Origin of the sequence: Mesorhizobium sp. M0904 (assembly GCF_040319475.1) — a bacterium.
In the GTDB taxonomy this organism is placed as follows: domain Bacteria; phylum Pseudomonadota; class Alphaproteobacteria; order Rhizobiales; family Rhizobiaceae; genus Mesorhizobium.
This window is the reverse complement of sequence record NZ_JAMYOC010000021.1, coordinates 1-25,200: the sequence shown is the minus strand read 5'-3', so window position 1 is coordinate 25,200 and position 25,200 is coordinate 1. Positions and strand designations below refer to the sequence as shown.

Annotated in this window: 26 protein-coding genes, 1 tRNA gene and 1 pseudogene; 11 read left to right on the top strand and 17 right to left on the bottom strand. The window is 62.1% G+C overall.

Annotated features, from left to right (window positions below; all coding sequences use genetic code 11):
* Positions 1 to 404: 404 nt before the first annotated feature.
* Complete coding sequence (locus NKH80_RS21635) at positions 405 to 1,622, top strand: tyrosine-type recombinase/integrase (RefSeq protein WP_352457555.1); 1,218 nt, start codon at positions 405 to 407, stop codon at positions 1,620 to 1,622.
* Positions 1,623 to 1,643: 21 nt separating this feature from the next.
* On the opposite strand, the gene NKH80_RS21630 is transcribed toward NKH80_RS21635, so the two are convergent.
* A tRNA-Ile gene (locus NKH80_RS21630) sits at positions 1,644 to 1,719 on the bottom strand.
* A 180-nt stretch (positions 1,720 to 1,899) separates the two neighbouring features.
* Between NKH80_RS21630 and NKH80_RS21625 the strand changes: the two genes are divergently transcribed.
* On the top strand, positions 1,900 to 2,610 hold the full coding sequence (locus tag NKH80_RS21625; RefSeq protein WP_352993371.1) for an SIMPL domain-containing protein: 711 nt from the start codon (positions 1,900 to 1,902) through the stop codon (positions 2,608 to 2,610).
* 130 nt (positions 2,611 to 2,740) lie between these two features.
* On the opposite strand, the gene NKH80_RS21620 is transcribed toward NKH80_RS21625, so the two are convergent.
* Positions 2,741 to 3,100 (bottom strand): hypothetical protein, encoded by a 360-nt coding sequence (locus NKH80_RS21620; protein WP_352704237.1) that lies wholly within the window; start codon positions 3,098 to 3,100, stop codon positions 2,741 to 2,743.
* A 243-nt stretch (positions 3,101 to 3,343) separates the two neighbouring features.
* Positions 3,344 to 3,790 carry a YcgN family cysteine cluster protein gene (locus tag NKH80_RS21615; protein ID WP_352704281.1) on the bottom strand — a complete coding sequence of 149 codons (447 nt, stop codon included), beginning with the start codon at positions 3,788 to 3,790 and terminating at the stop codon, positions 3,344 to 3,346.
* 210 nt (positions 3,791 to 4,000) lie between these two features.
* Between NKH80_RS21615 and NKH80_RS30140 the strand changes: the two genes are divergently transcribed.
* Together NKH80_RS30140 and NKH80_RS21600 are read left to right on the top strand one after the other, a co-directional pair.
* Positions 4,001 to 6,229 (top strand): OmpA family protein, encoded by a 2,229-nt coding sequence (locus tag NKH80_RS30140; protein ID WP_352704279.1) that lies wholly within the window; start codon positions 4,001 to 4,003, stop codon positions 6,227 to 6,229.
* A gap of 236 nt (positions 6,230 to 6,465) precedes the next feature.
* On the top strand, positions 6,466 to 6,981 hold the full coding sequence (locus tag NKH80_RS21600; protein WP_254820365.1) for a TIGR00645 family protein: 516 nt from the start codon (positions 6,466 to 6,468) through the stop codon (positions 6,979 to 6,981).
* Positions 6,982 to 7,033: 52 nt separating this feature from the next.
* Here the strand turns inward: NKH80_RS21600 and NKH80_RS21595 are convergent, their stop codons facing one another.
* Positions 7,034 to 7,900 (bottom strand): SDR family oxidoreductase, encoded by an 867-nt coding sequence (locus tag NKH80_RS21595; RefSeq protein WP_352506778.1) that lies wholly within the window; start codon positions 7,898 to 7,900, stop codon positions 7,034 to 7,036.
* A gap of 189 nt (positions 7,901 to 8,089) precedes the next feature.
* Between NKH80_RS21595 and NKH80_RS21590 the strand changes: the two genes are divergently transcribed.
* Positions 8,090 to 8,356 carry a type II toxin-antitoxin system VapB family antitoxin gene (locus NKH80_RS21590; protein ID WP_352506777.1) on the top strand — a complete coding sequence of 89 codons (267 nt, stop codon included), beginning with the start codon at positions 8,090 to 8,092 and terminating at the stop codon, positions 8,354 to 8,356.
* Positions 8,353 to 8,742 carry a type II toxin-antitoxin system VapC family toxin gene (locus tag NKH80_RS21585; RefSeq protein ID WP_352506776.1) on the top strand — a complete coding sequence of 130 codons (390 nt, stop codon included), beginning with the start codon at positions 8,353 to 8,355 and terminating at the stop codon, positions 8,740 to 8,742. Before NKH80_RS21590 ends, NKH80_RS21585 begins: the two co-directional genes overlap by 4 nt.
* A 6-nt stretch (positions 8,743 to 8,748) precedes the next feature.
* Here the strand turns inward: NKH80_RS21585 and NKH80_RS21580 are convergent, their stop codons facing one another.
* Together NKH80_RS21580 and NKH80_RS21575 are read right to left on the bottom strand one after the other, a co-directional pair.
* On the bottom strand, positions 8,749 to 9,384 hold the full coding sequence (locus tag NKH80_RS21580; protein WP_352506775.1) for a helix-turn-helix transcriptional regulator: 636 nt from the start codon (positions 9,382 to 9,384) through the stop codon (positions 8,749 to 8,751).
* A 7-nt stretch (positions 9,385 to 9,391) separates the two neighbouring features.
* Entirely contained in the window at positions 9,392 to 10,261 is an 870-nt protein-coding gene (locus NKH80_RS21575; RefSeq protein ID WP_352738986.1) for a S1C family serine protease, read from the bottom strand.
* Positions 10,262 to 10,429: 168 nt separating this feature from the next.
* Here NKH80_RS21575 and NKH80_RS21570 point away from each other — a divergent pair, with 168 nt between their 5' ends.
* Complete coding sequence (locus tag NKH80_RS21570; protein ID WP_352506773.1) at positions 10,430 to 11,377, top strand: S1C family serine protease; 948 nt, start codon at positions 10,430 to 10,432, stop codon at positions 11,375 to 11,377.
* A gap of 120 nt (positions 11,378 to 11,497) precedes the next feature.
* Here the strand turns inward: NKH80_RS21570 and NKH80_RS21565 are convergent, their stop codons facing one another.
* On the bottom strand, positions 11,498 to 12,409 hold the full coding sequence (locus tag NKH80_RS21565; protein ID WP_352993367.1) for an arginase family protein: 912 nt from the start codon (positions 12,407 to 12,409) through the stop codon (positions 11,498 to 11,500).
* A gap of 118 nt (positions 12,410 to 12,527) precedes the next feature.
* A complete protein-coding gene (locus tag NKH80_RS21560) occupies positions 12,528 to 12,950 on the bottom strand; it encodes a VOC family protein (RefSeq protein ID WP_352993365.1) in 423 nt (140 codons plus the stop codon).
* A gap of 66 nt (positions 12,951 to 13,016) precedes the next feature.
* Here NKH80_RS21560 and NKH80_RS21555 point away from each other — a divergent pair, with 66 nt between their 5' ends.
* A complete protein-coding gene (locus NKH80_RS21555) occupies positions 13,017 to 13,643 on the top strand; it encodes a TetR/AcrR family transcriptional regulator (RefSeq protein ID WP_352993363.1) in 627 nt (208 codons plus the stop codon).
* Here NKH80_RS21555 and NKH80_RS21550 read toward each other — a convergent pair.
* Positions 13,576 to 14,532 (bottom strand): LysR family transcriptional regulator, encoded by a 957-nt coding sequence (locus tag NKH80_RS21550; RefSeq protein ID WP_352993361.1) that lies wholly within the window; start codon positions 14,530 to 14,532, stop codon positions 13,576 to 13,578. The two genes, NKH80_RS21555 and NKH80_RS21550, sit on opposite strands and share 68 nt — an antisense overlap.
* A 110-nt stretch (positions 14,533 to 14,642) precedes the next feature.
* Between NKH80_RS21550 and NKH80_RS21545 the strand changes: the two genes are divergently transcribed.
* Together NKH80_RS21545 and NKH80_RS21540 are read left to right on the top strand one after the other, a co-directional pair.
* Positions 14,643 to 15,287, top strand: a complete 645-nt coding sequence (locus tag NKH80_RS21545; protein ID WP_352993359.1) for an FMN-dependent NADH-azoreductase — start codon at positions 14,643 to 14,645, stop codon at positions 15,285 to 15,287.
* Between the two features lie 50 nt (positions 15,288 to 15,337).
* Positions 15,338 to 15,677 (top strand): annotated as a pseudogene (locus NKH80_RS21540) (hypothetical protein).
* A 5-nt stretch (positions 15,678 to 15,682) separates the two neighbouring features.
* On the opposite strand, the gene NKH80_RS21535 reads toward NKH80_RS21540, so the two are convergent.
* From NKH80_RS21535 to NKH80_RS21500, 8 genes are all read right to left on the bottom strand, one after another.
* Positions 15,683 to 15,973 (bottom strand): HlyU family transcriptional regulator, encoded by a 291-nt coding sequence (locus NKH80_RS21535; RefSeq protein WP_352993357.1) that lies wholly within the window; start codon positions 15,971 to 15,973, stop codon positions 15,683 to 15,685.
* Positions 15,974 to 16,086: 113 nt separating this feature from the next.
* Positions 16,087 to 16,767 (bottom strand): PadR family transcriptional regulator, encoded by a 681-nt coding sequence (locus NKH80_RS21530; RefSeq protein WP_352993355.1) that lies wholly within the window; start codon positions 16,765 to 16,767, stop codon positions 16,087 to 16,089.
* 406 nt (positions 16,768 to 17,173) lie between these two features.
* Positions 17,174 to 17,554, bottom strand: a complete 381-nt coding sequence (locus tag NKH80_RS21525; protein ID WP_352704222.1) for a thiol-disulfide oxidoreductase DCC family protein — start codon at positions 17,552 to 17,554, stop codon at positions 17,174 to 17,176.
* Positions 17,555 to 17,659: 105 nt separating this feature from the next.
* Complete coding sequence (locus NKH80_RS21520; RefSeq protein ID WP_254820351.1) at positions 17,660 to 17,953, bottom strand: GYD domain-containing protein; 294 nt, start codon at positions 17,951 to 17,953, stop codon at positions 17,660 to 17,662.
* A gap of 207 nt (positions 17,954 to 18,160) precedes the next feature.
* Positions 18,161 to 20,182, bottom strand: a complete 2,022-nt coding sequence (gene rpoD, locus NKH80_RS21515; protein ID WP_023678297.1) for an RNA polymerase sigma factor RpoD — start codon at positions 20,180 to 20,182, stop codon at positions 18,161 to 18,163.
* A gap of 374 nt (positions 20,183 to 20,556) precedes the next feature.
* The gene (gene dnaG, locus NKH80_RS21510; RefSeq protein WP_352506763.1) at positions 20,557 to 22,518 is read right to left on the bottom strand and encodes a DNA primase; all 1,962 of its coding nucleotides are present in this window, start codon (positions 22,516 to 22,518) and stop codon (positions 20,557 to 20,559) included.
* A gap of 155 nt (positions 22,519 to 22,673) precedes the next feature.
* Positions 22,674 to 22,916, bottom strand: a complete 243-nt coding sequence (locus NKH80_RS21505) for an RcnB family protein (protein ID WP_352993352.1) — start codon at positions 22,914 to 22,916, stop codon at positions 22,674 to 22,676.
* A complete protein-coding gene (locus NKH80_RS21500) occupies positions 22,913 to 23,056 on the bottom strand; it encodes a hypothetical protein (RefSeq protein ID WP_352993350.1) in 144 nt (47 codons plus the stop codon). Before NKH80_RS21500 ends, NKH80_RS21505 begins: the two co-directional genes overlap by 4 nt.
* A 378-nt stretch (positions 23,057 to 23,434) precedes the next feature.
* On the opposite strand from NKH80_RS21500, the gene NKH80_RS21495 reads away from it, so the two are divergent.
* Positions 23,435 to 25,099, top strand: coding sequence for a Na/Pi cotransporter family protein (locus NKH80_RS21495; protein ID WP_352506762.1), 1,665 nt, complete (start codon positions 23,435 to 23,437; stop codon positions 25,097 to 25,099).
* The last annotated feature ends 101 nt before the right edge of the window (positions 25,100 to 25,200 follow it).

The following is a 25,200-nucleotide window of genomic DNA, read 5'->3' as shown; positions in this document are numbered from 1 at the left end:
GCCTGCAAGCACAGGGCTAGGACATGATTGAGCGTCTGCAATATTCGGACAGGTACATAGGAAGACAGGCAGGCGTCAAAAACGCGCTTTCAACGCGCTAAACCGATGCTACGCACCCCGAGCGTCTTGCCGCCCTCGCTCCCGCCGGTAGGAATCAATCGCGAGCAGGCTGCGACGTTCATCGGCGTAAGCTCAACGACCTTTGATGAAATGGTCCAGGACGGCCGGATGCCCCAGCCACGAATGCCGAGCAAGGGGCGCATTGTTTGGGACGTCGAGGAACTTGTATTGGCCTTTCGAAAGCTCCCTCACCGCCAAATCGGAGGAGCACCAAAGCTTGACGAAGATTCGCCGCCACTAGACAATCCTTGGGATCGAAAACCACGAACATGACGGATGAGCCCGTGAAAATCGATCTTAAGGGCGTAGTGAAGGACACTGATCGCCACGGCAATGATCGGTACTATTTTCGCGCACCGGGTCGGAAGAAGGTCCGGCTCCGTGAACCGACCGGCAGCGACGAGTTCCTCGAGGAACTGCGGTGCGCGCGCGCCGAGGTCACTTATGTTCGGCCCGGCACTCTTCCCGAGATTTGCCGGCGCCTCCCCAAGCCTTCCGAGCCAGCGAAGAAAGGCACGTTGCTGTGGCTTTGCCAGGAGTATTACCGTCGGGGCGGCACGGAAATCACCCAAGACACTATGGCGCGCCGACGAGCAATTCTGGAGCGCGTATGCGAATTACCTCATCCCCTCGAAGGTGACCCGGATCCTCAGTATCCCACCAAGGGATCTCTGCCATTCGCCGGTATGAAACGGTCTCATGTTAAGGAGATCAGGGACACCAGGCTCGACGCCCTTGGCGCGGCAAACAATATCGTAAAAGCCATCAGCGCGATGTTTGAGTGGGCAAAGGACACAGAGATTCCGGGCGTCGACTCCAATCCCGCCCGCGGCATCAGACGGCTAAAGAGCGGCGACGGCTGGCACCCATGGGACGTGTCGGAGATCGTTCAATATGAGAAGCGGCATCCGCTGGGTACCGCAGCCAGACGTGCGCTCTCGATCTTCATGTTTACTGGCCTGCGGTTGTCCGACGTCGCGATCTTCGGTCGACAGCACATCACGCTCGTCTACAACGAGGAGACCGAGCAGTGGGAGAAGTGGATCAGAATTAAGCCTGGGAAGACCAGTCGTAACAAGGATGCGGTGTTGGTGGAGCTCCCGCTTCTGCCCGAACTAGAGGCGGAACTTGAGCACACGCCCTCCGACCAGATGACCTTCCTGGTCAATGAGTATGGTCGCCCGTTCTCGGAGAACGGTCTGGGCAACAAGATGCGCCAGTGGTGTGATCAAGCTGAGCTGCCGCACTGCAGTGCTCATGGAATTCGCAAGGCCGGCGCGACGATCGCCGCTGAGAACGGCGCGACGCACGAGCAGCTGAAGGCGATATATGGGTGGACTACGTACCAGCAGCCCGACCACTACATCAAGAAAGCGCGTCGCCGGAAGGTAGCGAGAGCGGCGAAATACCTGCTGGTTATCGATCGAAAAGAGAACAAAATTGTCCCACTTTCTGAGGGGGTTGAAAGAGGTGGGACAAAAATGGCCAAAAAATCCAATTAAATCAACGGCCACAAAAGCCAATGGTGGGCCCGGAGGGACTCGAACCCCCAACCAAGCGGTTATGAGCCGCCGGCTCTAACCATTGAGCTACAGGCCCCACGGTGCTGGATTAGTGTTTTTCCCTGAACCGCACAAGCCTTTCCGAAGCTATCCAAGCAGGCGTTCCAAGGGGGCTGGCAGAGATCGCCCAAATCAGCCCATATTGATAACCTATTGCACGTCGCCCATTGGACGCGGCCTACTCGGCTGCCTTGGGATCGCAGATCGAGGAGATTTTATGACCAGACGTATTTTGCCCCTGGCGATTGCCGCCGCAGTCGCATTACCGGCGATCGCGGCCGCCGCCGATTCACCACCGCCGCCGCGTATCGTCGTCACCGGTGAAGGCGAGGCGGCGATAGCACCCGATCTGGCTCTGCTGACGCTCAGCGTCATGCGCGAAGCCAAGACGGCACGTGCAGCGCTCGATGCCAATAACGACGCCATGGCCGCGGTGATCGCTGCAATGAAATCATCCGGTATCAAGGAGCGCGACCTGCAGACCGCGGGCATTCAGATCAACCCGCGCTATAACTACGCCAACAAGCCCGACGGCAGCCAGGAGGCCGAGCTTGTCGCCTATCAGGTGACCAACACGCTGTCGGTGCGCATCCGCGACATCGACAAGACCGGCGACATTCTCGACAAGGCGGTGTCGCTCGGCGTCAACCAAGGCGGCGGCATCTCCTTCTCCAACGACGATCCGGCGGCAGCCGTCACCGAGGCACGCAAGAAGGCCGTCGCCAATGCCATGGCCAAGGCCAAGACGCTGGCCGAAGCAGCCGGCGTCGGCATCGGCCGGGTCCTGGAAATCACCGACCAGAATTTCGCACCACCGCCGATGCCGATCAACGCCAAGGCATTCGATGCCGCCGGCGCGTCGGTCCCGGTGCAAGCCGGCGAGAATTCCTATACCGCACAGGTGACGGTGACTTTCGAATTGAAATGATCATCGCTTGCACATGCAAAACCCGGAGGATCGATCCTCCGGGGCTTTTTTAAGCCGCGCTTTCCGTCCTGGCGGAAAGGGCTCTGCTACGCTACCGGCTGCAAGTCAGCCGGCCGCAGGCCCGAAGACCTTAGCGATAGATGATCGGACAGCCGCGCTCGTTGGCGAATACGATCACGACACGGTCGCCATACTGGCGGCCGGCGACCTTGACCGTGCGGCGGTTGATGTCGATGATGCGGGCGCGGTGCAGGCCCATGCGTTCGGCCTTGTCGATGGCACGCTCCGGCGAACAGAACCGGCGCCAGCCGCCATGACGGCGGTGTTCGCGATAGTAACCATCATCTTCGTCGCCGGCATAGACGCCGACGCGCGGGTCCTGGTTGTTGCCGAAGCCGAGATAGATGCTGTCAGCATGAGCGGGGATGGCAGCAAGCGTGCCAAGGCCGACAAGAGCCGAAAGAGCCGCCGTCTTGATGGTGTTGAACATTGTCTTCTCTCCTTGTTGAGGGTTTCCACCCGTTTCGTCGAACCGATGGGAGGAGAATGCACCCGCCTGTCTGAATTTTTTGCGAACCGGCCATTCATCTCCAGTTCATGAGGCAGACCGGAACAGTCTCTCGCTTCTGAAGGCGGTGCTATGGACGGCGGTGCTACATAGGGTGGATAGCATGGTGGATGGACAACGTCCGTTTTGCCGTCGATTCCGGATTCTCGATTTTGCGATAAAATCCTAAGGCTCGTCCGCGAGAATATGGTCGAAATAGTCGTCCGGCTCGGCAAGGTCGATCTCGCTGGCGCTGACTCGGCCGCGCATCGAGATGCCTGCCTCGTGCACGGTCTCGTCGCTTCCAGACACCAGCCTGTGCCACCAATAGAGATCGCGGCCCTCGGCGACCAGGCGGTAAGCGCAGGTCTTGGGCAGCCAGCTGATGGTGCGCACATTCTGCGGCGTCAGCCCGACACAATCCGGAACACGCGCCAGCCGGTTGGCATAGTCGGAGCAGCGGCAGCTTCCAGCGTCGAACAACCGGCAGCCGACGCTGGTCCAGTAGATCTCTCCGGTGTCCTCGTCTTCGAGTTTGGACAGGCAGCACTTGCCACAACCGTCGCAGAGTGATTCCCACTCGGCCGGGGTCATCGCCTCGAGCGTCTTGGTCTTCCAGAACGGCTTGTCCATTGTCGGCATGTGGCCCTCGGACGCCTCAAGGTCAAGCACGGCAACCTTTGCGCCTCGTCCGAACGATACGCCAGGAACATACGAATGACACGAAGTCGCCTTCAAAACGCCGGTCAATCGCCCTGTGCCACCGCTAAGACCTGCAAACAGGAACCAAACATGGTTGCTGAAAGTTTGGGCACGGATGGGACGCCACAAGGAGTGTTTATGATGAAACGCCAACCACGGATTCTGGCAGGCACGGCGCTTGGCCTGTTGATGGCGTCCGCGCCGTTAGGCGCGTTCCCGCTGCAAGGCAATGCTGCATTCGGCCCCGCCCGGAACAGCGCAATGTTTATCCCGGCGCAGTCGAATTGTGCCGAGGGCGAATCGGCCGAAGCCTGCGCTCAAGGCGGAAAGTCGGAGCCGGAACAGAAGCCCGGCAAGAGGCGCGACCGGCAAAAACAATCCGAAGCGGCGCCCGCCGAACAATCGGGCGAGCCCGAGCAGAAGCCGCGCAGGAACAAGCGCGAGCAGCAAAAACAGAGTGAATCCGCGCCTGCTGAACAGCTCGCGCCTTCCGGCGAAGAGCAGCAAGGAAATCAACGAAGGAAGAAGAGGCAGCAGCAGATCGAAGCCGCTCCGGCTGACCAGCAGACCGCGCCTGCTAACGACGATCAGCAGCAACTCAAACCGCGCAGGAAGAAGCGCGACCAGCAGCAGATCGAAGCCGCTCCGGCTGACCAGCAGGCCGCGCCTGCTAACGACGATCAGCAGCAACTCAAACCGCGCAGGAAGAAGCGCGACCAGCAGCAGCAGGAGGCCGCGCCTGCCGAACAGCCGGCCGAGCAAGCTGCACCCGCGAACGACGATCAGCAGCAGCTCAAGCCGAGGAGAAAGAAGCGCGACCAGCAACAGCAGGAGGCCGCGCCTGCCGAACAGCCGGCCGAGCAGGCTGCACCCGCGAACGACAACAACGAGCAAGTCAATCCGCGCAAGAGGAAGAACAAGCAAGACCAGCAGATCGAGGCGGCACCGGCCGAACAGGCGCCGCGCAAGAAGGAACGCCCCGCCGGTGAGCCTCTCCCACAGGCCGAGCCACTTCCAACCGAGAAGCAAGCGGCTCCTGCTCAAGGCGAACAGCCCGAGAACCAGGCGAAAAAGCGTGGCAAGAAGCCCGTTGTGGAAGAGCCGGTGACCGGCGAACAGCAGCCCGCAACCGGTGAGCAGCCCACGACGACGGGCGAACAGGCAGCACCCGCCGAGGGTGGGCTCCCTGCTCAGGGCGAAGCCGCCGCCAACCCGAACGAGGCGCCCATACTGGACAGCCAGAAGGATGTCTTGCGCAAGCGCAAGGGCGGCAAGGAGCGCGGCCAAAATGCCGGTAAGCAGCAGGGCAACCAGCCAGCCCAGCAGGGCGAGAACCAGGTGGAAGCCCCGAAGCCTGCTCCGATCGAGGAGGGACCGCCACCTACCGACGACAAGGCAGCCCAGCAGGAGATCAAGCCTGAAAAGATCGTTCCGGTGACCGAGGAAAAAGGCAAGCGCGTCGAGCGTGCGCCCGACATCGAGGATGTTCGCCGCCGTCCGCGCCCGCAGGGCGCCAACGTCGTCAGGGAATTCGGCGACCGCGTCATCCTGCAGTTCAACAACCAGACCTTCGTGGAAAGCAGCGATGCCCCGCGCATGCACCGCGGCGCCAGGAATGTCTATTATGAGGACCTGTCGGGCGATCGCACCCGGGAAATCGTCGAGCGTGACAATGGTGTCCGGATCGTCACTATCCGCAACCGCTACGGCGACGTCATCCAGCGTTCACGCATCGCGCCTGACGGGCGCGAATATGTGCTGAGCTATGTCGACGAGCGCTACTATGACGATGATGCAGACTGGCGCGACCCGGGCGACGACCTGCCGCCGATGCGCCTTACCATTCCGCAAGAGGAGTACATTTTGGATTCCGAAGAGGTCGAGGATCCGGACGACTATTACACCTTCCTCGAACGGCCGCCGGTGGAGAGGGTCCAGCGCCTCTATTCGGTCGACGAGGTCAAGCGCTCGGCCCGAGTGCGTGACATCGCCCGCCGGATCGACCTCGATACGCTCAACTTCGAGTTCGGTTCGGCTTCGATTTCCGACACCGAGGTCCAGAAGCTGGAGGGTGTTGCCAACGCCATGGAGAAGCTGCTGAAGAAAAACCCGGCCGAGACCTTCCTGATCGAAGGCCATACCGATGCAGTCGGCACGCCGGAGGCGAACCTCGCTCTGTCCGACCGCCGCGCCGAGGCGGTCGCCGAAGCTCTGACCAATGCCTTTGGCATCCCGCCGGAGAACCTGACGACGCAGGGTTATGGCGAGGAGTATCTCAAGGTCAACACGTCGGGACCCAATCGCGAGAACCGGCGCGTCGCCATCCGCCGGATTACCCCCCTGGTGGCGCCGGTGGCCAGCGCCCAATAAACCGCAATGTGAACCGCGCGATTCGATCAACCATTGAGTCGCGCGGTCATCAATCTTGAAACGCGCGGCTACCAATCCCAAATTCTGGACAGGGCTTCCCTGCCCTGTCCCGACTCCAGCGGGACACGCGAGCCCCGCCGGTCCCCTCCCGGCGGGGTTTCGTTTTTTTAGGACCTTGCAAACCGCCGCAGCCTGCCCGAAATACGGCGCTCCGCAAAGAAGCCCGGAACCGTCACATGAAGCGCATCGAACTTGCCATCGAATCGATCATTCTCGCCTCGCGCTGGCTGCTGGTCGCCTTCTATCTCGGACTGGGCGCGGCACTTGCCATCTATGCCGTGTCCTTCGGCAAGAAGCTGTTCGAGTTCGTTCCTGTCGCCTTCACGCTCGATGACACCGACACCATCCTGAAAATGCTCGGCCTCATCGATGCCGCGCTGGTCGCCTCACTGGTGGTGATGGTGATCATCTCGGGCTACGAAAACTTCGTCAGCCGCTTCGATGAAAATGACGGCAAGGTGCATTGGCTGGGCACGATCGATGTCGGCTCGCTGAAGGTCAAGGTCGCCTCGACAATCGTAGCGATCTCCTCGATCCACCTCTTGCAGGTGTTCCTGAACTCGGTCTCCTACACGACCGACCAGCTGATGTGGCTGACCATCATTCATCTGGCCTTCGTCGCCTCGGCATTCATGCTTGCTTATATCGACCGGCTGATGGGCCTGGGCAAAGCCAAGAAAGCCGGGGAGTGAGCATGCGTCTGTGCCGGTCTTTTGAGGATACTTCTGTAGGTAGATACTTCCGTCAGTAGATAGCTTTGATTTTGGTATCAGTCCGCCCGAACACCTCGTCCGGCACAAAAAAGTCGCCGGCGAGCGGGCCTGTCGCGCCCGGCGCATAGGTCGAGAAATCGCTGACGCCCTCGGCACGCAGCACTTCTTCGTCGATGTAGAAATTGCCGGTCGCCTCGCGCGACGGCCTGACCAGGATGGCGTATGCCGCATCGGCCATGATGTCGGGCGAACGGCTCATCGCTGCCACCGTCGCTCCGCCCAAGAGGTTGCGCACCGCCGCCGTGTCGATGGTAGAGATCGGCCATAGCGAATTGACCGCGATGCCATCCCTGGCGAACTCGGCGCTCATGCCCAGCGTGCACATCGACATGCCGAACTTCGCCATCGTGTAGGCGACATGGTTCTTGAACCATTTGGCCTTCATGTCGAGCGGCGGTGCCAGATTCAAAATGTGAGGATTTTCCGCCAACCTTAAGTATGGAATGCACATTTTGGAGACGAGAAAAGTGCCGCGCGTATTGATCTGGTGCATCAGGTCGTAGCGTTTCATGTCGGTCTCCAGCGTGCCGGTGAGTTGGATGGCGCTGGCGTTGTTGATACAAATATCGATGCCGCCGAACCTCTCCACGGTCTTGGCGACGGCTTCGGCGACCTGCGCTTCATCACGGATGTCGCACGGCGCTGGCAGCCCCTTGCCGCCGGCCTGCTCGATCTCTTGCGCCGCCGTGTAGATCGTCCCCGGCAGCTTCGGATGCGGCTCGGCGGTCTTGGCCGCGATCGTCACGTTGGCGCCGTCGCGCGCCGCGCGCAACGCAATCGCCAGTCCGATGCCGCGCGACCCGCCGGAGATGAATAGCGTCTTTCCCTTGAGCGACATCGTTGCGTCTCCTTGTGCTACGCTCTTTTCCGCTATCTTTTCTCTTTGCGATCCTTGCCCGCACCAACGACGGATACAAGGGCCTGCGGCCGTAACGGTGTGACGCCACGGAGGGTTGTGGATTTCGTGAGACGCGTTGAATCGCCGAGCAAAATTGTTATATTCTACCTAAACAGGAAGAATATATAAGTGGCTTTGTCTATCAAGAATACCAAGGTCGAGCAATTGGCGCGTGAGCTCGCCCGCCGCCGCCGGGTATCGGTGACGGAGGCCATCCGTCAAAGCCTTGAGCGGGAAGTTGCGCGCGAACGGCTTGTGCCCCGCGAGGAGACCGGTGATCTCTTTCAACGTCTGATGGCCATTGCCGAACGGGCCGCACGAATACCGGAGCGCGAAGACGCGATGAGCGAAGATGAAATTCTCGGTTACGATGAGCTGGGCATCCCGACGCGATGATCATCGATTCCTCGGCGCTGGTCGCCATCTTGCGCGCGGAACCGGGCTACGATCGATTCGTTTTGGCAATCGCCCAGGCTGAAAGACGTTTGCTTGCGGCACCGACATTGCTCGAAACGACAATGGTGCTTGTCGGTCGCTGGCAGGATCAGATTATCGATCGTTTCGAAGCCTTTTTGCGCACTGCCTCGATCGAAACGATACCCTTCACGGCCGACCACGCCGCTGTCGCCCGTCAGGCTTTCCTGCGCTACGGCAAAGGCCGGCATCCTGCCGCTCTGAACTTCGGCGACTGCATTGCTTATGCTACGGCCCGTCTCGAAGCCATGCCATTGCTGTTCAAGGGTGACGACTTCCGGCTGACCGACATCGAACCGGCCCTTTGATCCACGTTAGACCAGCACCAAGCCTTGCCGCATGGCGATGGCGATCGCATCGGTGCGGTTGACGGCACCGAGCTTGGTCAAGATAGCCGCGACGTGGAACTTCGCCGTGTGCACGGAGATGTCCAGTCGTCGCGCGATAACCTTGTTGGGCGCGCCTTCGGCCAGCAGCGCCAGCACCTCGCTTTCGCGCGGCGAAAGCGTCGGCCGGACGATATGCTCGTCAGTTGGTTCCTCCTCGAACCGGCCGCTGTCGTGGAAGGTCAAATCGTGATGCAGATCGGATAGAGCATGGCTGTCGCGCGAAATCCGGTAGCCCGCCGCCGCCAGCCGCGCGGCGGCGGCGATCAGCAACTCGTCCGCTTGCACCGGCAGCACGGCAAACACTGTATCGGCCGGCCGTTCACGGGCCGCTCGCGATAATAGCAGCACGCGAGGCATAGCCGCGTCGAAGAGACCGCCTTGTACTCCATGGTCATCGACGATGGCGACATCCGCCGCCCCGTGCCCGTCGACATCGCCCGCCAGAACCGGCCGCAGATCATCGGTCGCGGCGAGAGCCGCGGACAGACTTCGTGCGCGCTCGGCGTCAGCGAGCGCGATCAGCACCGTCAGCCGTCTGCCAGCGACCTCACCGCTTACCATCTATCCCTCAGCTCAGTGGTTTTTCACCGATGGTCAGGGAAACCTCACGATTCTCGCCGCCGCGCACCACGCCGAGTGTCACCAGGGCACCGGCACTGTCTGGCCCGAGCTTGCGGATCAGCTCGCGCGGGCCATGCACCGCCTCTGCGTTCCACGACACGATGATGTCGCCGAGGCTGAGACCGGCTGCTTTCGCCGGGCCGTTATCGTCCAGGCTCATCACCATGGCGCCCTGTGTATCACCATTGCGGACCGGATGCAGGCCGGCGCCAAGATAGCCGCGCGCCACATGACCCTTCTCGCGCAGTGTCGTGACTGCCCGTTCGATCGTTTCGTAAGGCATGACCAGTGCCCGCCGGCGTGGCCCGAACAGCAGCATGCCGATCAGTCCGCCCTTGGCGTCGAGCACAGGGCCGCCCTCGAAACGGCCGCCGGCATTGACGGCAAGGTTGATGCGCCGGTCGATCGTGCCGCCCCGCATCGAGCGCCAGGCCGGACCGACCTCGCCGACCGTGCCGAAGGTGGCGAGTGACGTACCGTCACTATTGCCCGCGATGATTGCCAGATTGCCCGGCCGCACCGCCTCCGCCTTTACCAATGACGGGGCGCTCGGCGCGCCGGCCGGTTTCAAAACGGCCGTGCCGGTGGACGGGTCGCGGCCGACCAGTTCGGCCTTGACGGCTTGGCCCGAAGAAAACGTCAGCTCGATCTCCTCGCCGGCCTCGACCGCCTCCTCGGCAGTGACGAAATAGCCGTCCCGCCAGTGGAAAGCAGTTGACGTCCGCTGGTGCGTCGCGAAGCTGGCCGTCGCTGGTGCCGCAGCTGCCGCGATGTCGGCAATGGCGTCGGATAACATGCTCAGATTGAAATCGCTCATGATTTGTCTCCTGGGTTCTTCGTGACCCAGATATCGCCCGGCGGGGGTTGGCGGATACTCGCCTGACGGCTAGTTGAGCATTTGACTGGCCATCTGGTCAGGTCGCGGCCGGTCCGGCTGCTCCGCACATATAGGCATTGTTCATCTTGTTCCAAACGGAGTCCTCAGGTGGCCCTGCCCGCTCAGCAATTGCAATATGACGATGCCCTTCTCGATGCCTATTCGGCGACGGTCGCCGATGCCGTCGACCGCATCGGGCCCGCCGTCTGCCGCATCGAGCGCATCGGTGGCCCGGGCGGCCATGGTTCCGGCTTCGTCATCGCGCCGGACGGGCTGGTCGTCACCAACTTCCACGTCGTCGGCGATGCGCGCAGCGTGCGCGTATCAATGCCGGACGGCGCTTCCAGGGAAGGCCGCGTGCTCGGCCGCGACCCCGACACCGACATTGCGCTGGTGCGCGCCGACGGTGACTTTGCCGACGTTGCGCCGCTCGGCGATTCCAAGCGTTTGAGGCGCGGCCAGATTGCAATTGCCATCGGCAACCCGCTCGGCTTCGAATGGACCGTCACCACTGGCGTCGTCTCGGCACTCGGCCGCTCGATGCGTGCCTCCACCGGCCGGCTGATCGACGACGTCATCCAGACCGACGCCGCGCTCAACCCCGGCAATTCCGGCGGACCACTGGTGTCCTCGGCCGGCGAGGTGATAGGCGTTAACACCGCGATGATCCATGGTGCGCAAGGCATCGCCTTCGCGGTTGCCTCCAACACGGCCAATTTCGTCATCTCGGAAATCATCCGCTTCGGCCGCGTGCGCCGTGCCTTCATCGGCGTTTCAGCCGACACCACCAACCTGCCGCGCCGCGCAGCCCTTTTGTCGCAAGTATCGAGCCGCACGGCGGTGCGCCTGCGCACCGTCGAAAAGAACAGCCCGTCGGACAAGGCCGGCCTCAGGGAAGGCGACATCATTGCCGCCATCGACGGCCGCCCGGTCACCGGTGTCGACGATCTGGTGCGCATGCTCGACGCCGAGCGCATCGGCCACGAGACGCTGTGCACGGTGGTGCGCCGCTCCGGCATTACTCAGGTCACGGTGATGCCAGTGGCGCGAAGCTGAGTGCTCGACCTTGATCCCGAACCGAAGGTCAGCGCAGCAAAAAGTGGGAACCGGTTTTTCGGACAACATCATGGTCAAACAAGATAGAGCCCATCCCGAACCTATCGGAATGGGCAGGCTCTATCGCGGCGCATAGATCCGGCCAAGCAGCGAAACCAGCAGCGCGGCCAGTTCGCCGGTCGGATCGAGATCCGGATCGAAAATGGTCATATCCATTCCGGTGCAGCGCGTATCCGCCACCAGCGCCGTGAGAATGTCGACGAGATCGTCAGGATCGATGCCGGGGCTGCCCGGTGAATCCACTGCCGGCATGACTGTCTGATCGAGCGCATCGACGTCAAAATGCACCCAGTGGGGCCAGCCGGTTCGCGCCAACGTGCTCCAGGTCTTGTCCAGGACCTTCGCCGCGCCAAGCTCGCGCACGGCAAAGACGTCGATCAACGTCATCGCGGTCGAATGGATGTCCGGCCAGCCGAAGTTGGCGTTGCGGTTCTCGCGTTCGCCGATCTGTATCACCTGTTCGTCCGCGACAAGCGGTCTTGCGATGCCGGGCCAGTCGGTCAGCAACGGCTCACCACGTCCGGTTGCGAGCGCAAGGTCCATGCCGGCGGCCGAGCCGAGTGAGGCGTTGACGTCGTAATTGCCCGGATGGCGGAAATCGCTGTGGCCATCGACATGGACCAGCGCAACCGGACCAGATCGCCGTGCTGCGGCCAGCGCGCCAAGCAGGACAGCGCAGTCGCCGCCCACGACCAGCGGGAACTCGCCTCGTCCCAGCGCGCCGGCAACGATTTCGGCGAGTGCGAGATTGAAGCTGCGTATGGCGTTGCCCTTGCGCAGCCGGGTGCCCGGCTGTGGCTCGGTGCTATAGGCGGGCCGATCAAGATCAACCACTTTGGCGGGCGAAAGCATCTCGACCAAGCCGGCTTCGGTAAGCGCCTGCGGCGCGCGCCAGGTCCCCGGAATATGCCCCGGCCGGAGCGGGCGGAGGCCAAGGTTGGAGGGTGCGCGGACAAGGCAGATTTCACGCATGGAGAAGGCCCAGGGTTGATTAACCCCTAAGCATAAACCGCAAAGGCGTGACCGGCCACGCGGCTAAAGCCCTCACGTCGCGTCTGCGGACAGTTCCTGCCAGCGGCCGCTGTCTCGCTCAGCCCGCCGCGCCATCGGCGTATTGCGCTAGGAATTCCGGGCTCGGCGGGATCGGCCTGATGACGTCGATCAGCACGCCGTTGGGATCTTTGGTGATAAAGTGGCGCTGGCCGAAGGGTTCGTCGCACAGCGTTCGCAGGATCGGTAGCCCGGCGGCGGTGATCCGCTCATAGACGGCATCCGCATCCCTGACCTCGAAATTGATCAGCAGGCCGGAGGTGCGGCCCCGCCTCTCCTTCGGGATCGTCTCATGATCGCCCTGGACGATGCCGAGGTTGACGCGACGATCTTCGGCTGAGCGCAGATGGACGTACCAGTCGGCCTCGAACAGCGGCTTGAAGCCGAAATGCGCGATATAAAAGGCTGCAGTGCCGGCAACATCGCCCGTCATCAGCACCGGATAATAGCTCGTCGTCCTCATCTTTCCTTCTCCCGGCGAATAACATACAGTCTGCATCTAAATTAAACTAACATACAGGCTGCATGTATGCAACAACGATCCGCTCGCCGCTCCAACCGCGATCGCACGGAGGCGACACGCGCCGAGCTCATCGCCGCGGCGCGAAAACTGTTCACCGAAAAATCCTATGCCGAGACCAGCACACCCGAGATCGTCGCCGCTGCTGGCGTAACGCGCGGCGCGCTCTATCATCACTTTGCCGACAAGCAGGCGCTGTTTGCCGCTGTGGTCGAAAAAGAGGCGCAAGCCATCGCGGAAGAGATCGAACGCGCGTCGCCGCCTTCGCTATTTGCCCACGATGCGCTGATTGCCGGCTCGGATGCCTATCTGGCTGCCATGCGTGCCCCCGGCCGAACTCGACTCTTGCTGCTTGATGGCCCGGCCGTGCTCGGCCGCGCCGCCATGGATGCGATCGACAATCGCCATGGCAACCGTTCGCTGCGCGACAGCCTTGTTGCCACGATGCGGTCGCACTCCATGAAGAGATTGCCTGTGGAAGCACTGACCGCTTTGCTCGCCGCTGCCTTCGACCGCGCAGCGCTCGCCATTGAAGCTGGAGCCTCGATCGAGGATTACCGCGCCGTTCTCATGGCGCTGATCGACGGCCTGTCTCCGGCTCCTTCGCAGGCATCTCACCCGGCTCGAACTCGTTGAAACAGCCGAGCTGGCGCTTGAACTGGTCGATCAGCCAGGCGGCCGCCGGTTTCGGGCTGCGATCGGCGCGATGCATGGCATAGAGCGGCGAGCGGACTTCGCTGTAAGGCTCGAGATTGAGTTCGACGAGCCGGCCGTTCGCCAGATCATCGGCAATCAGCCATCGCGGTAGCCCGCCCCAGCCCAGCCCCTCGCGCATCAGCACGTGCTTGGTGCGCACATCCGTCAGCCGCCAGGTGCGGTAGGCGAAGACGCCATAGTCACGCCCGCGCGTACGCTCGGATTGGTCCGAGACGACCAGTTGGATGTGTTCGCGGACATCCTCTAGCGCCACTGGTCTCGGCAGCAGCGCCAGCGGGTGTTCAGGCGCTGCAGCTGGCACCAGGGAGATGAAGCCGATGCGAAGCAGATTCACGTCCGTCTCACCCAGAAGCCCCCCGATGCCGAGATCGGCCTGTCCGCCGACAACATGATCGAGGATCAGGCCAAGCGAGCCGATATGCAGACGCAGCGTCACTGCCGGGAACTGCGCCTCGAATGCCTTTAGCACCCGAACCAGCACCGGCGACGGTAGTGTCACGTCGACCGACAGCGTAACTTCCGCCTCCAATCCCTGCCGGTATCCGTCGACACGCGAGCGGATGCGTTGCAGCACGCCGACCATGCGTCGCGCATCTTCCAGCGTCGCCTTGCCGACATCGGTCAGTTGCGGTTCACGCGTGCCCTCGCGCTCGAACAGCTTCAGCCCGAGCTGCGCTTCGAGGTTGGCGATAGCGTAGCTGATCACCGATTGCGCGCGATTCAATTTGCGCCCGGCGGCCGAGAAGCTGCCGGTCTCGGCCACCGCAACCAGTATCTGCAGTTGGTCAAGCGTCGGGTTCGGTTGCATCGTTCAATCCACAATTTAGATGGATCATATACAAAATATACCAGTTTTTCAAATGGGTCTGCGCACACATATTTGCCGGGAGATTTTAAGTCCAACCCTGGAGACCCATCATGTCGATCCTTCTTGTCACATCCAGCCCACGCGGCGCCGCCTCGCACTCGACCCGCATCGCCACCGAACTCGCCGAGAAGCTGCTTGCCGCCAATCCCTCGGCCAGGCTTGTCGCCCGCGACCTCGTAGCCAACCCGCTGCCGCATATCGACCCCGACTATTCGACCGGCATATATATGCCGGTCGAAGCGCGCAGCCAGCGCCAGGCTGAGGTCGTCGGCGTTTCCGACACGGTGCTGGACGAGCTGTTTGCGGCCGAGACCGTCATTCTCGCCACCGGCTTCATCAACTTCAACATCTCCTCGACGCTGAAGTCCTGGGTCGATCACATTGCCCGTTCCGGCAAGAGCTTTGCCTATGGCGAGAACGGCCCCAAGGGCCTCGTCACCGGCAAGAAGGTCTATATCGTGCTGGCTTCGGGCGGCATCTATTCCGAAGGTGCGGCCGTGCAGTTCGATCACGCCATTCCCTACCTGCGCAGCGTACTCGGCTTTCTCGGCATGAACGATGTCGAGGTCATCCGCATCGAAGGAGTCGGGATGGGCGCCGATGCGGTGGCAGCAGCGCTGGCCAAGGCGTCGGCCAAGGTCGACGCCATTGTGGCCGCGAACGGTAGTGCCGAGCGCGTGGCCACCGCGGCGTAGAGCGTCAGCATCGTCTGAATTGTACAAGGGAAGGCGCCTGGCGCCTGCCCTTGTTGTCGTTGGCGACAACCTATTGTGGTGGGCCACACAACTGCCATTGGTTATTCGTCAGCCGTGGCAAGAAGGGGGTCATCCAGCCGGCGCTGAAGGTCCGCGGCCCGGAATATTTGCGCATCATCTATGGTCCCGAATATGACGCGCCCAACAATCTCGTGCGCCTCCGAGAACGCGGCCTGGCCGGCAAGCGCAGCCTTGGCGCTCAGAGAGTTCGCGCTTGGCCACGAAGCGCTAACGCGATTTGTCGCCAAGCAGCCGCTACGCCGGGTTCACGAGTGTGTCTTCGCCGTGCTGGCGTTGGAAAGCGGGCCAATCGACCCAAGGCTGTGGTAGCCGATCTACCCGAAGATCTTTTCGCCTTGCTCGTCGACCAGTTGGATGCCCTTTTTGATCGAAATGTCGATAGCGTCGTCAAGCCCGGCAAAGCGGTCGGCGCGGATGAATTTGTGCTCCTTCATCACGCCGTCGATCTCCTTCGAAACCACGCCGCAGGTCTGGTACTGGCCCTCGGCCTTGTAGGGCGTGGCGCTGATCAAAAAGCCCTTGTGCTCGATCTGCTTTGCCGGCGCCGCTGTCTTTGGCTCGGCGGCTTCGTTGCCTCCGCCAAAAAGACGCTTCAGAAAAGACATGGGGTATCCTCCAACGGCAATCATCCTGCACCACATAGCGCGGTGCAGGATGATTTTCAGTACCGGTCCTTGGCCGAGCGGGCAAGGGCCGCAGCTGGCTTGGCACTCAGAGGTCAGTCGCGCGACAACGCTTCCAAGGCCTCTGCGGCAGCTTCCAATATGCTGATTGCCTCGGCCTGCTTTCCTTCAGACGCATCGACGATTTCGCCGAGCGCGGCGCGCAGCCGGTGGCGCACGGCGCGAAACTCGTCGCGCTTTTCCGAGCGGCCGCGGCCGCGCCGGCCACCGTCGCCGTCGTCGTTCCAGCCGAACCAGTCGCGCGCCTTAGCCATCTTGCGGCCGAAGCGCTCGAGATGTTCGAGCACGTGGTCGATCATCTCGCGATTTTCGTTGAGGTGCGCCTGCCCAGCCTCGGTGATTGAAAACACCTTCTTGTTGCCGTCCGCCGCAGAAACGGCGTAGCCGGCCTCTTCCAGGAAGGTCAGCGTCGGGTAGACCACGCCGGGGCTCGGGCTGTAGAAGCCGCTGGTGCGCTCCTCCAGCGCCTTGATGATGTCGTAGCCGTGCCGCGGCGCCTCGGCCAGCAGCGACAGCGTGATCAGCTTGAGGTCGCCGTCGGCCAGCATGCGCCCGGCGCGGAACATGTCGCCCGGCCCGCCGCGTCCGCCTCTCATGCCATGCCCAAACGGGCCGAAGCCGCCGCCGCGTCCGCCGAACTTGCCGGCCATATGCATGAAAACGCGCTCGGCGTGTTCGCCAAAACGATGACGCCCGAAATGATTGTCTTTGTGCATTGTTTGCTCCTTGAGTTATGTCTTAAGATATATCTCAACTACGTATTCACAGCGGCGGAGTCAAGATATATCTTACGATGTATCTGAAGATGGCGCCAGCAGGATTGGTTTTCGCCGGCAAGGGCGGAGGAAGCGCGCGAGGGGCCGAAGGCCACTCCCCAGGCGTCTAACGTGAAGCAACGCCCCGTTCCGGGCAGTTACGCCGAAGACCGGCGAATGGATGCAAGGCGACGGACCGGATGCTTCGGCGAAATCCCAGACGAATGTGAAAACCTCGCGCAGAAAGCTGCCTCCAACGCTGCTGCTGGTGCTGCCTGCGGTGCGCCGCATCGTTGGCTGGCTTCGCGACCCCGCGGCTTGATAGCGGGGCATGCGAAACGCTCGGTGCGGGAGGAATGGATACCTGTTACCAGCGGCCTTTGCGCCGGTTCCAGGCATAGAGCAGATCGGCGAAACGATCATAGGCATAGCGCGTCAACGGCAGTGCGGCGGGATTGCCGAACAGCGTCGCCAACCCGCCCTCGCCCGGCGTTATCAGCCACACCGCAACTGCAACATCTGCGCCGACCAGCAATTTGCCACCGGCGTCGGTCGCATGCAGCCGACGCCGGATATCCTCCAGCCCTATGCCGTAGCGGGCCAACGCCGTCGGTTCGGTATTGATGTCGCGAAATTCGATCCGACCGGCCTTGACCGCCTCGATCAGCCGCCGTTTCTGCCGGCTGATGCCGGCATCACAGACCGGACAGCGCGTATTATACCAGACGGTCAGCAGAGGCTTGCTCATGTTTCGAAACGGCACCAGAGGGACGCACCGACTATCCGGCAAACGCCGTTGCGCCGCAACGCAACACGACAGCCGCGAAATGGCCGGCTAGGCCTGGAGCGCAACTTACCCTAGCGAGGTGATGATCTCGCGATAGGCATCCTCCGGGAAAGCCTTGAGTGTCCGCGTCCTGACGTTTCCGGCCGTCGCCAGCATCAGCGAGAAGCGAGCCAGGACGGCATCGTCGGGCGCTTCGACCACAGCCACCATGTCGCAATCCCCCATGGTGAGATAAAATGCCTTGAAGGACCCGCCCATGTCGCCCAGCAGTTTCTTGGCGGCATCGAGCCGCTTCGGCGACTCGCGCACATTTTTGGCGCCTTGTTCCGTCCAGTTGATCAGCACGATGTAAGTTGTCATGGCACACCTCCCTCCGGTGCCACGGAGCACGGCGTCCAACCGCCGGGGCGGGCATCCGGGTTTGTCGCCCAGAGAATGCGTCCGTCGCGGAATTATCCTCTCGTAAGGCACGACCCGCAAGAGCGGCGCGTTCAATCGTGATCGCCTGTGCCTAAACGGAAAAGGGCGCCACCGGCGCCCTTGAAACTGCTTATCCGTCACCCGGCCTCAGCTGTCGAGGAAGCTTCTGAGCTTGCGCGACCGGCTCGGGTGTTTGAGCTTGCGCAGCGCCTTGGCTTCGATCTGGCGGATGCGCTCGCGGGTGACCGAGAATTGCTGGCCGACCTCTTCAAGCGTGTGGTCGGTGTTCATGCCGATGCCGAAGCGCATTCTGAGCACGCGCTCTTCGCGCGGCGTCAGCGAGGCCAATACACGCGTCGTCGTCTCGCGCAAATTGGCCTGGATCGCCGCGTCAATCGGCAGGATCGCCATCTTGTCCTCGATGAAGTCGCCCAGATGCGAATCCTCCTCGTCGCCGACCGGCGTTTCGAGCGAGATCGGCTCCTTGGCGATCTTCAGCACCTTGCGCACTTTTTCCAGCGGCATGGCGAGCTTTTCCGCCAGCTCTTCCGGCGTCGGCTCACGGCCGATCTCATGCAGCATCTGGCGCGAGGTGCGCACGATTTTGTTGATCGTTTCGATCATGTGCACCGGAATGCGGATGGTGCGCGCCTGGTCGGCGATAGAACGGGTGATCGCCTGCCGGATCCACCACGTCGCGTAGGTCGAGAACTTGTAGCCGCGGCGGTATTCGAATTTGTCGACCGCCTTCATCAGGCCGATATTGCCCTCCTGGATCAGATCGAGGAACTGCAGGCCGCGATTGGTGTATTTCTTGGCGATGGAAATGACGAGGCGCAGATTGGCCTCGACCATTTCCTTCTTGGCGATCGCGGCTTCGCGCTCGCCCTTCTGCACCTGGTTGACGATCTTGCGGAATTCCTGGATCGAAATCGCCGTCTCGGTGGCGAGGTTCTGGATCTCGGCGCGCAGGTCGCGGATGGCGTCCTTCTCGTTCTTGGTGAATTCCTTCCAGCCGCGCGAAGTCAAATTGCCGATCGAGCGGGTCCAGTTGGGATCGAGCTCCGAGCCCTGATATTCCTTGAGGAATTCCTCGCGGCGCACACCATAGCTTTCGGCCAGCCTGAGCAGCTTGCCCTCGTTCTGCACCAGGCGCTTGTTGATGTCGTAGAGCTGCTCGACCAGCGCCTCGATGCGCGCCGTGTTCAAGGACAGCGACTTCACCGCCTTGATCAGTTGGTCCTTCAATTCCTTCAGCCGGCGGTCCTGACTGGGCGACAGCGTGCCGGCGGCAGCCAGCCGGTTCTCGACCTGCTGGTCCTGCAGCTTGCGCAGTTTCTTGTAGGTGTCGGCAATGACGTCGAGCGTCTCCATCACCTGCGGGCGCAGTTCGGCTTCCATCGCCGCAAGCGACAGGCTCGCCTCGTCATCGTCTTCCTCGTCATCGTCCACCAGGCCACGGGTGTCGCCGCCGACGTTGGTGATGTCGTCCTCGTCCTCGCGCGAACGGCGCGACTTTTCCTCGGTCTTGGCTTCCTCGATACGCTCGACAACCGGCGCCTGCTTGGCCTCCGGCCCGGCATAGGTCGCCTCGAGGTCGATGATCTCGCGCAGCAGGATCTTCGATTCGTTGAGCTCGTCACGCCAGATGATGATGGCCTGGAAGGTCAGCGGGCTTTCGCACAGGCCCGCGATCATCGTCTCGCGGCCGGCCTCGATGCGCTTGGCGATCGCGATTTCGCCCTCGCGCGACAGAAGCTCGACTGAGCCCATCTCGCGCAGATACATGCGGACCGGATCGTCGGTGCGGTCGGTCGGCTCTTTCTTGGTCGTGGTGGCGGCGACGGCGGTGCCGGTCTGCTCGGCGAGTTCGTTCGCGTCTTCCTCGGCGTCAGCGGCAGTATCGGCGGCTTCGGGCTCCTCGCCCTGCTCGTCGTCCTCGACCACGTTGATGCCCATGTCGGAAAGCATGGCCATCGTGTCCTCGATCTGCTCGGAGGTCACTTCCTCCGAGGGCAGCACCGAATTCAGCTCGTCCATGGTGACATAGCCGCGCTTCTTGGCGGCCTTGATCATCTTCTTGACAGCATCGTCGGAAAGGTCGAGCAGAGGGCCATCGGTCGCGGCCTCGCGTTCGGTCTCGACTTCTTCCTTTTCCTTTGTCGCCATAGTCTTTATTTTCTCCAAGCGGCTGAGTATCAAAGCCGCGTAAGCTGCCGGTCCGGTCAAATTGGATGCGCTCCTTCCAGAACGCGCTTTACCGGGCCAGTAACTGCATCTCTCGTTAAGTCCAGATTAACCCTGATATCTGTGGCAAGCAGACTGCCTGTCCAGTGATCAGTACCTTACATCGCTGCATTCCCGTCGATGCCGGGGCGGGTTAACGTTTCGAATCGACCTGATTCCGCCATTCTGCCGGAAGGTCAAGCGCCTCTCGCATGATTCGCATGAAAAAAGCGAATCAATTACCCGACTTAGAGCACCGCACGCTTGATTCAACGCGCAAGCACGTCCTTACATTTCAGTCTTCTGGAGGCTTCGATCTAAACGCGCCCAGCTCTGCCCGACGATACGCCAAACCCTTCGATCAGCGCTTCCGTTGCCTGCACATCACGAAATTGCGCCTGGATTTCGACCAGGTGCCGGTAATTTTCGTCCGTGGGATCGCTGGCGAGCGCTGCTTCCGCCTGCTTCAGCTCCTTATGTAAGGTGCGCGCGCTGCGCTGCAAGTGGAGAGCTTGGCTGAACGCATCACGAGCATCGTCGAGTGCTGCCGTTTCCAGCGCCGGCCATTGCCGCGCACGTTTGATCAGCGCCACCGCGCGCCGCCAGATCTCACCGCAGCCGGCCCGCTCGATCGTCGCGATTACAGCCTCGCGGTTGTTGGCCATATCGTGCGCCATGGCGTCGAGGATGGCCGCATGCAGCCGCTTCAGATCGGAATTGGCGAGATCGAGGAACTCGACATGGGCGAAATTCTCGTCGATCAGCACGGGATGGTTGACGAGGGCCGCAATGATCGTCGCCTCGCGCACCGACATGCCCTCGCCGCCGCGTTTGACCAGCGCCGAGCGGCCGAGGCTTTCGGTGATCGCGGTGCGCCCACCGGCACCGCCGCCACGTGCAAACTGTCCGCCGGGTGCTGAGACCCTGCCCGGGAAGCGCTCACCGGGCCGTCCGTCCTGACGTCCCTGGCGTCCGCGCTGGGCACCGAAGAAGCTCTGCACGCGCTCGCGCATTTCCTGTTGGTAGTGATAGCGAAGGCTCTCGTCGCGGATGCGGCTGGTCAGTTCGCGGAGCGTCTTTTCGAGCTCCGCCCGCCGTTCCGGCGTATCGAAGATGCCGCCGGCGGTCTCGCGCATCCACAAGAGGTCGGCCAGCGGCCGCGCCTCGGAAAGCACGGCGCGGAACGCATCCGGTCCGTCACCCTTGACCAGATCGTCGGGATCCTTGCCCTCCGGCAGCAGGGCGAACCGCACGGAGCGGCCCGCCTGGACCGCCGGCAGCGCCATGTCGGCGGCGCGCCATGCTGCCTTCAGCCCGGCCTGGTCGCCGTCGAAGCACAGCACCGGCTCGCCGGCCATGCGCCACAGAAGTTCGAGCTGGTTTTCAGTCAATGCGGTGCCGAGCGGCGCCACCACGTTCTCGAAGCCGGCCTGCGCCAGCGCGATCACATCCATGTAGCCCTCTACGGCAATGACCGTGCCGCCCTTGGCCAGCGCTCCCTTTCCGAGCGCTTGGCGCGCACGGGCGAAATTGTAGAGCACGTTGCCCTTGTGGAAGAGCTCCGTGTCGGGCGAGTTCATGTATTTGGCCAGCGCATCCGGCGCCAGTGCCCGCCCGCCGAAGGCGATGATCTTGCCCCTGGAATCCGGGATCGGGAACATGATGCGGTCGCGAAACCAATCATACGAAACCGGCACGTCGTCGCCATGTCGCACCAGCCCGCACGCCTCTATGTCGGCCTTGGGGACGCCCTTGGCGGCAAGGTGCTCCTTCAGCGCGTTGCGGCTGTCAGGGGCATAGCCGAGGCGGAAAGACTGCTGCGTCGCCGGTGTCAGCCCCCGGTCGCGCAGGTAGGCGCGGGCCTTTGCCCCTTCCGGTCCCTGCAGCCGTTCCTGGAAGAACACCGTCGCCATCTCCATGACATCGGTCAGGCTGGCGCGTTCCTTTTCGCGCCGTTCCTCATCGGCATCGCGAACCGGCATCGGCACGCCGGCCATGTCGGCGATCTTCTCGACCGCTTCGGGAAAGCTCATTCCGTCGAGCTCGGTCAAAAACTTGAAATGATCGCCCGAAACCGAGCAGCCGAAGCAGTGATAACGGCCCTTCTTGTCCTCGCAATGGAAGGACGGGCTCTTCTCGCCATGGAACGGACAGCACGCCCAATAATCGCCACGCGGCGCGTTGGTCTTCTTCCTGTCCCACGCGACGCGCTGGCCGATCACCGAAGAAATCGGTACGCGGTCGCGTATCTCGTCGAGGAAAGCAGGCGGAAAGCGCATGGGGACAGCTCGTTTGGCCTTCATATAATCAAACGGGCGAAGCCCGACGACTCCTAATGGCGACCATACCCGGTTTTCACAGGTCAAAAGAGAAGGCGGCCCGCGGACCGCCTTCTTGATCTAAACCGGCGCAGCGCCGGTCAGCCGTTCCGCGCTCACTGCGCGGCGATGGCACTGAAGATCAGGCCGGAGAGAACGCTGACCAGCAGATAGTCGTTACCGACCCGGATCCATTCCTGACCGGGACCCGGACGGCGCAGGCCATAGTGGCGATAGTCGCGGATCGGCTGGTGACGCTTCCAGCTCGAATATCTCTGGCCGTTGCGCCAATGGCTGCGTCTCACGACGATCTTCTTCTTCACTATGACGCGCTTGTTCACGTCGACATGCTTGTTCACATGCCTGCCGGCTTCTGCCAGTCGACCTGGCTGTAGTTCGACTGCGGCGCGTTTGGTGTGTTCAGTGGTGCAGCCTGGCCCTGCAAGGCGGTTGCAGCCAGCATCGAGAAGGCAATGGCGGAAAGAACGATACGTTTCATGGCGGGTACTCCTTGGTTGTCGATGCCTCCGGAATAGAGCCGGAAGGATGAACCGAAACTGAATGCATAGATTACGTTTTCGTAATGATTTCTTATATTTAGCACGACTAATTCAGCGATACCTTTAAAGCGACCGTCCGAGAATGGACGCATGACCCTCCGCAACCTCGCAGGCTATGCAACCATTTTGTCAGCCATCCATTTCCGACACGCCCCGTCGCGTGCCAACAGGCGTCCGAACCGGGCAAAATTTATTATTCGGCTAAAATAAATCGGAGTAATATCAACCTCTGCAATGTCCACGATTCGCGCCCGCTTTTGCCCCTTCGACTTCACCGCGCCCGCGTCGCCGGCGCCTGTGGCGTTGCGGGGCCTGGCATGAGTGGCTCCGTCGTTTTGCTGCACCTTGCCGGTGCGGTGGCACTGATGCTGTTTGCCACCCGTCTGGTGAAGACCGGCGTCGAGCGCGCCTACGGCGATGTGCTGCGCCACAAACTGCGCGCCACCATGCGCAATCCCTTCATGGCGGTTCTGGCCGGCTGCGGCCTGGCTGTCGCACTGCAAAGCTCGACCGCCGTCACCTTGCTGGTCGGCTCATTCGCCGGCTCCGGTATTGTCAGCGGCATGTCGGGCCAGCTTGCGGTGCGCGGTGCCGAGATCGGCTCGGCGCTGGTGGTCAAGCTGCTTACCTTCGATCTGTCGCTGCTGGTGCCGGTCTGCCTGGTCGCCGGCACGGTCATGTTCATGGCCACAGAGCGGCGCGACTGGCGCCAGTTCGGCCGCATCCTGGTCGGCATCGGCCTGCTGCTTCTGTCGCTGGAGATGATCGGCCAGGCGTCGGAGCCGCTGCGCCAGAGCACGCTGATGCCGCTCATCGTCGATTACTTCTCCGGCGATCCGGTCACCGCCTATCTTCTGGCGGCGTTGGTCACCTGGCTGTTCCATTCCTCGATCGCCGCGGTGCTGCTGATGGTGACGCTCGCCGGTCGCGGTTTCATCCCGCCCGAACTCGGCATCGTGCTGGTGCTCGGCGTCAATCTCGGCTCTTCGATCATCGCGCCGCTTCTAACCCGCAACGCAGAGCCCGGCGTTCGCATCGTGCCGATCGGGAATCTCCTGATGCGCGGTATGGGTTCGCTGATCATGCTGATCCTGTTCCTGACGTTCAAGCCGCGGGTCGCCTTCTTGGGCAGCACCGTGCCCGAGCAGATCGTCAATGCCCACATCGCCTTCAACATCTTGATCCTGATCGCCGGCGTGCCGCTGGCGCGCCTGGTCTATCGCGCCTCGGAAAAGATCGTGGCGCTGGGCACCAAGCCGCAGCCCGCCGACGCGCTCGACGTCGTTGAGCTTTCCGCGCTCAACGAAAGTGCGCTCGACGTGCCGAGCCAGGCATTAGCCAACGCCACCCGCGAGGTGGTGCGGGTCTGCGAAACGGTCGAGATCATGCTGAAACGGATCATCGAGCTCTATGAGAGCGCCGATGCCGACAAGATTGGCGCGCTGGCCGCACTCGACGACCGTGTCGACAGAAAGCACGCGGCGATCAAGCTCTATCTGGCCAGGGTCACCAAGAACCCGCTGAGCGAGGACGAGGCCCTGCGTTGCCAGGAGCTGATCGGCGCCTGCGTCAAGCTGGAGCAGGTCGGCGACATCATCGTGCGCAACATGCTGGTCCACGTGAAGAAGAAATTCGAGCGCGGGCTGGAGTTCACGCCGGAAGGATGGCGTGAGCTTTGCGCCTTCCATGCCTTGGTGCTTGCCAATGCCAGGCTTGCCTTCAACGTGCTGGTGTCTCGCGATCCGGAGACCGCTCGCCAGTTGGTGCTGGAAAAGGACCGGCTGCGCGACCGCGAGAAGGAAACCAGCCAGAGCCATTTCGTGCGGCTGCGCGACGGCACCGCCAAGAGTGTCGAGACCAGTTCCATCCATCTCGACACCATTCGGGACCTCAAGCAGATCAACTCGCTGCTCGCCTCGATGGCCTATCCCGTGCTTGAGGAGCGCGGTCTGCTCACCGGTTCACGGCTGAAGGCTGGATAGATTGCGTCCACAGGCCAGCTAGGGTCAGGACTCATTGATCCAGAAGATGAAGGCTGCAGCGAAGGCGATCGCCGACAGGAAGGTGTGAGCACATCGGTCGT